Source organism: Ramlibacter aquaticus (assembly GCF_015159745.1).
GTDB lineage: Bacteria > Pseudomonadota > Gammaproteobacteria > Burkholderiales > Burkholderiaceae_C > Ramlibacter > Ramlibacter aquaticus.
Genome location: NZ_JADDOJ010000133.1, coordinates 1 through 5,391 on the forward strand (window position 1 = coordinate 1; position 5,391 = coordinate 5,391).

General features: G+C 70.4%; 4 protein-coding genes and 1 riboswitch. All 4 genes read left to right on the forward strand.

Annotation, left to right across the window (positions count from 1 at the left end; all coding sequences use genetic code 11):
• Positions 1-62: 62 nt before the first annotated feature.
• On the forward strand, positions 63-1,709 hold the full coding sequence (locus tag IM725_RS19465) for a PhoH family protein (protein WP_407692541.1): 1,647 nt from the start codon (positions 63-65) through the stop codon (positions 1,707-1,709).
• A 38-nt stretch (positions 1,710-1,747) separates the two neighbouring features.
• Positions 1,748-1,850, forward strand: a riboswitch (TPP riboswitch).
• A 73-nt stretch (positions 1,851-1,923) separates the two neighbouring features.
• Positions 1,924-4,065: a TonB-dependent siderophore receptor gene (locus tag IM725_RS19470; protein WP_193782302.1), complete on the forward strand. Its 2,142-nt coding sequence runs from the start codon at positions 1,924-1,926 to the stop codon at positions 4,063-4,065.
• Between the two features lie 227 nt (positions 4,066-4,292).
• On the forward strand, positions 4,293-4,454 hold the full coding sequence (locus IM725_RS19475) for a hypothetical protein (RefSeq protein ID WP_193782303.1): 162 nt from the start codon (positions 4,293-4,295) through the stop codon (positions 4,452-4,454).
• 218 nt (positions 4,455-4,672) lie between these two features.
• On the forward strand, positions 4,673-5,391 hold a 719-nt coding region (locus tag IM725_RS19480), incomplete at its 3' end, for an outer membrane beta-barrel protein (protein ID WP_193782304.1).

The window sequence follows — 5,391 nt, forward strand, 5'->3', positions numbered from 1 at the left end:
CCGCCCCCACCAAGCGCGCCTCCCTGCTCCCCGCGGAAGCCTTCGATGCTCCCGCCCGTACCGTGCAGCGGCCCGCTCGAAAAGCGGAGGCATCCACGCCGCATCCGGCGGCTGAGCGGCCGCAGGCCGCGCTGGACTTCGATCCCCGCCAGGCGGGTGGCGCGCCGGCCGAAGCCCTGCGCGAGCCCGTCGAACTGCCCGCGGCCGAGCCGGTCGAAGCCCGTGCGGAGCCCGCAGCCCAGGCACCGGCCCTTGCGCCCGCGCAGCCCGCACGCCGGGCCCAGGCCGCCTCGCGGCCTGCGCGCAAGCCGCGCACCGGCGAAGGCCGCAAGCTCTTCGTGCTGGACACCAACGTGCTGATGCACGACCCCATGAGCCTGTTCCGCTTCGAGGAACACGACATCTTCCTGCCCATGATCGTGCTGGAGGAGTTGGACGGCCACAAGAAGGGCACCACGGAAGTGGCACGCAACGCCCGCCAGGCCAGCCGCTCGCTGGACGCACTGGCCGGGGCCCAGGGGGCGGACATCGCTTCCGGCCTCAAGCTGGACACCACCGGCCACCCGGAAGCCGGCGGCAACCTGTTCTTCCAGACCCAGCCGCTGGTGAACCACCTGCCCGCCAGCCTGCCGCAGGGCAAGGCCGACAACCAGATCCTGGGCGTGGTCGCCGCGCTGCGCGAGCAGCATGCGCCGCGCGAGGTGGTGCTGGTGTCCAAGGACATCAACATGCGCGTGAAGGCGCGCGCGCTCGGCCTCATCACCGACGACTACCAGAACGACAAGACGCTGGACGACCTGGACCTGCTGTACGCCGGCGCGCTCGCGCTGCCGCCGGACTTCTGGTCCAAGCACGGCAAGACGGTGGAGAGCTGGCAGAGCGGCCACCACACCTACTACCGCATCAGCGGGCCCATCGTGCCCAGCCTGCTGATCAACCAGTTCGTCTTCTTCGAGGCCCCGGGTGAGCCCAGCCTCTACGCCCGCGTCACCGAGATCCGCGGCAAGACCGCGGTGCTCAAGACGCTCAAGGACTACGGCCACCTGAAGAACGCGGTGTGGGGCGTGACCACGCGCAACCGCGAGCAGAACTTCGCCATGAACCTGCTTATGGACCCCGAGGTCGACTTCGTCACACTGACCGGCACCGCCGGCACCGGCAAGACGCTGATGGCCCTGGCCGCCGGCCTGACCCAGGTGCTGGACGACCGCCGCTACACCGAGATCATCATGACCCGCGCCACCGTGAGCGTGGGCGAGGACATCGGCTTCCTGCCCGGCACCGAGGAAGAGAAGATGGGCCCGTGGATGGGCGCGCTGGACGACAACCTCGAAGTGCTGGCCAAGACCGACAACGGCGCCGGCGAGTGGGGCCGCGCGGCCACCAACGAACTGATCCGCAGCCGCATCAAGATCAAGAGCATGAACTTCATGCGCGGCCGCACCTTCCTGAACAAGTACGTCATCATCGACGAGGCGCAGAACCTCACGCCCAAGCAGATGAAGACGCTGATCACGCGGGCCGGCCCGGGCACCAAGATCATCTGCATGGGCAACCTGGCGCAGATCGACACCCCCTACCTCACCGAGGGCTCCTCGGGGCTGACCTTCGCGGTCGACAAGTTCAAGGGCTGGCCGCACAGCGGGCACATCACGCTGGCACGCGGCGAGCGTTCGCGCCTGGCGGATTTCGCCTCCGAGGTGCTCTAGCCACGGCCGGGCGCCGGCCCGGAAATCCGTTACCATCGCGACTTCGCTGGGGGTGTTGCCGCGCGCTTGCGCGGCGACTGAGAAAGTCCCTTTGAACCTGATTGAGGTAATCCTCGCGCAGGGAAGCAAGCTCTCCGGGTCGCCGCCGTCTTCTCCACGGCACATCGCGCCCGCGGCAAGCCGCCCTGCCATCACGTTGAGGTCTTTGAAACGTATGGCATTCCACGCACCGTCCACGCGGCTCGGCCGCATTCCCGGGGCCATCGCCCTGCTGTTCGCGGCCGCGGCGGCGCCCGCGTTCGCGCAGCAGGCCACGCTCGCGCCCGTGACCGTCACCGGGCAGGTGCCGGCGCCCGACGTCGCCGGCTTCGGCGCCGTGCCCGTGCAGGAACTGCCGGTCTCTGTCGACGTCGTCAGCAACCGGCAGATCGAGGCCGTGGGCGCGCGCCGCCTGGCCGACCTGACGGGTTTCGATCCGTCGGTGACGGACGCCTACGACGCGCCCGGCTACTGGGACTTCCTCGCGATCCGCGGCTTCACGCTGGACAACCGCTTCAACTACCGGCGCGAGGGACTGCCCATCAACGCCGAGACCACCATCCCGCTGGACAACAAGGAGCGGGTGGAGATCCTCAAGGGCACCAGCGGCATCCAGGCCGGCACCAGCGCGCCGGGCGGCCTGGTGAACTACGTGGTGAAGCGGCCCACGGACACCGACCTGCGTGCCGTTCGCCTGGAGTACACCTCGCGCGGCAGCCTGCTGGGTGCGGTGGACCTGGGCGGGCGCTTCGGCGCCGACAGCGCGTTCGGCTATCGCCTCAACGTGGCGCAGGAGCGCCTGCGGCCGGAGGTTCACAACCTGGACGGTGAACGCAGCCTGGTGGCGCTGGCCATGGACTGGCGCATCGGCAGGGACTCCCTGCTGGAAGCCGAGGGCGAGTGGAGCCGCAAGTCGCAGGCCAGCCAGGTGGGCTTCAGCCTGCTCGGCGACACGCTGCCCGCCGTGCCCGACCCGCGCCTGAACCTGAACAACCAGCCCTGGGCGCAGCCCTCGCGCTTCGACGCGGCCACCGGCACCCTGCGCTTCACGCAGGCCCTCAGCCCGGACTGGAAGCTGGTGCTGCAGGCGGGGCGCCAGCAGTTGCGCAGCAACGACTACACCGCCTTCCCCTTCGGCTGCAGTGCCGAGGGCAACTACGACCGCTACTGCAGCGACGGCAGCTTCGACTACTACGACTACCGCAGCGAAGGCGAACGACGCCGCCAGGACGCAGCCTCCGCCACGCTGCGCGGCACACTGGAGACCGCCGGCATCCGCCATGCGCTCTCGCTGGGCTTGCTCGAATCCACCGTGAAGAACCGCCTGCCCGACTACGCCTACAACTACGTGGGCACGGGCACGGTCGACGGCATGACCGTGGTGCCCTCCGACCCGACGCCCGCCTTCTCGGGCACCCGGCTGGACGAGCGCTCCACCGAGATCTCCGTGCAGGACGCCATCACCTGGACGCCGCGACTGTCCACCTGGATCGGCCTGCGCCACACGCGCCTGCACCGCGAGAGCGTGGCCAATGACGGCACGGGCGCCACGGCCTATACCCAGGGCCTGAGCACGCCCTGGGCCGCAGTCTCGTACAAGCTGGCCGCGTCCACCATGGCGTATGCCAGCTGGGGCCAGGGCGTGGAGTCGCAGGTGGTGCCCAACAACGGGGCCATCTACGCCAACCCCGGCGCCGTGCTGCCGGCGCTCAAGTCGCGGCAGGTCGAGGCCGGGCTCAAGGGCGGCGGCCAGCCCTGGACCTGGCAGCTGGCCGCCTTCGAGATCCACCGCCCGGTCAGCAACATCGAGGACTGCAACAACACCGGCGTCGCCTGCACCGGGGCCTTCGACGGCGAGGCCGTGCACCGCGGGCTGGAAGCGGCCGCTGGCTGGACCCAGGGTGCCTGGCGCGCAAACGCCAGCGGCATGTGGCTGCACGCACGGCGCGAGGGCAGCGTGCTGCAGCCGGAGGTGAACGGCCAGCGCCCGGTGAACGTCCCGGCCTTCATCGCACGCGCCGAGCTGGGCTGGAAACTGCCGGGCCTGGCGGGCGCCGAGCTGGTCGGCCGGGCTTCGCACGAGGGCAGCCGCACGGTGCTGCCCGACGGCAGCATCTCCATCCCGGCCTGGACCCGGCTGGATGCGGCCCTGCGCTGGGAACGCCGCGTGGGCGAGGTCCAGACGGCCTGGACCCTGGGCGTGGACAACCTGGGCGACCGGCGCTACTGGCGCGAGTCGCCCATGCAGTTCGGCCACGTGTACCTCTACCCCGGCGCCCCGCGCACGTTCCGCATCGGCTTCAGCGCGGCGATCTGAGCCGTCGCGCGCCGCCCGCACGGCGGCGCGCGAGCCCTGCGGCCGGGCACTGCAACAAGGTCAAACACTGGGCCCGCCTGGGGCCCATCTTGCTTCCATTCGTGTCGCCCTGGACCAGGGCCGGCGGCCTTGCGCGCCCTGAACGTGCACGGGGCGTTTGCGGCGCGCACGCCGTGCATCGGCTTGCGCTGACAAGGTCGGCGGCATGGCCGTCCCACACTGGGGCCATGGACGAGCCCACCCACGCGCAGGAAAGCCGCTTCTGGGACCACGTGGCCGACTGGATCCTCGGCTGTGAAGACCCTGGCCAGAGTGCGCTGACGCAGGCCGAGATCGACGCCTGGCTCGCGCAGCTGCGCGACGACGCAGGGCGTCCCCAATCCCACTGACGACACCGGGCTGGCCGGCATATGGCCGGGGATATGCCCGGAATATGGCCGTGCAAGGCCGTGCCGAGCCGCCCTGCCTGGACGCCAGCGCAGGCACAGCAAAGCGCGGTTGCACCTGCGCGTTGTTTTTGACATGCACCCTTGGGCCGACGCCCCACGGGCGGGCGGGCCTTGGGAATACTCGCCTGCACTCAAGACCAACCAACCCGGGAGCTTGCATGAAACCTGTCGATCCACCTCCGCCGACATTCCGCCTGGGATGCCTGGGCATCGCGGTCCTGGCCGCGGCCTCCGGCGGCCCCGCCATGGCCCAGTCCATGATGTCCTCCATGTCGTCCATGACGTCCAACAGCTACGTGGGCGCCAGCGTGGGCCAGACGCGCGCGCACGTGGACGAGCGCTTCTTCACCTCGCCGTTCCGCACCTTCACGAGCGACAACAAGGACACGGCCTACAAGATCTACGGCGGCTGGCAGTTCAGCCGCAACCTGGGCCTGGAGCTGGGCTACCACGACCTGGGACGCTATGGCGGCACCTTTACCACGACCACGGGCTCGCTGGGTGAACGCACGCGGCTGCGCGGGGCGCACCTGGACCTCGTCGGCACCTGGCCGGTGTGGAACGACAAGCTGTCCGTGATCGGGCGGGTCGGTGCGGCCTACACCCAGGCGCGCACGGAAATGACGGGCACCGGCGGTGTCGCCGGCCCCTTCGTCGGTTCGCGCACCGAGCGCGGCTGGGGCCCCAAGGTCGGCCTGGGCCTGGAATACGCATTCACGCCGACGCTGGCGGTGCGCGCCGAATGGGAGCGCTACCGCGTGAGGGATGCGCTTGCGCGGCGCGATGACGTCGACATGGCCTCCATCGGCGTGGTCTGGCACTTCGGCGGTGGCACGCGGACCGCGGAGGCGGCGCACGTGGCTGCCCCGCCTCCTCC

Coding starts and splice junctions, on each gene's coding strand:
- IM725_RS19470 (WP_193782302.1), top strand. CDS start 1,924: ATGGCATTCCACGCACCGTCCACGCGGCTCGGCCGCATTCCCGGGGCC.
- IM725_RS19475 (WP_193782303.1), top strand. CDS start 4,293: ATGGACGAGCCCACCCACGCGCAGGAAAGCCGCTTCTGGGACCACGTG.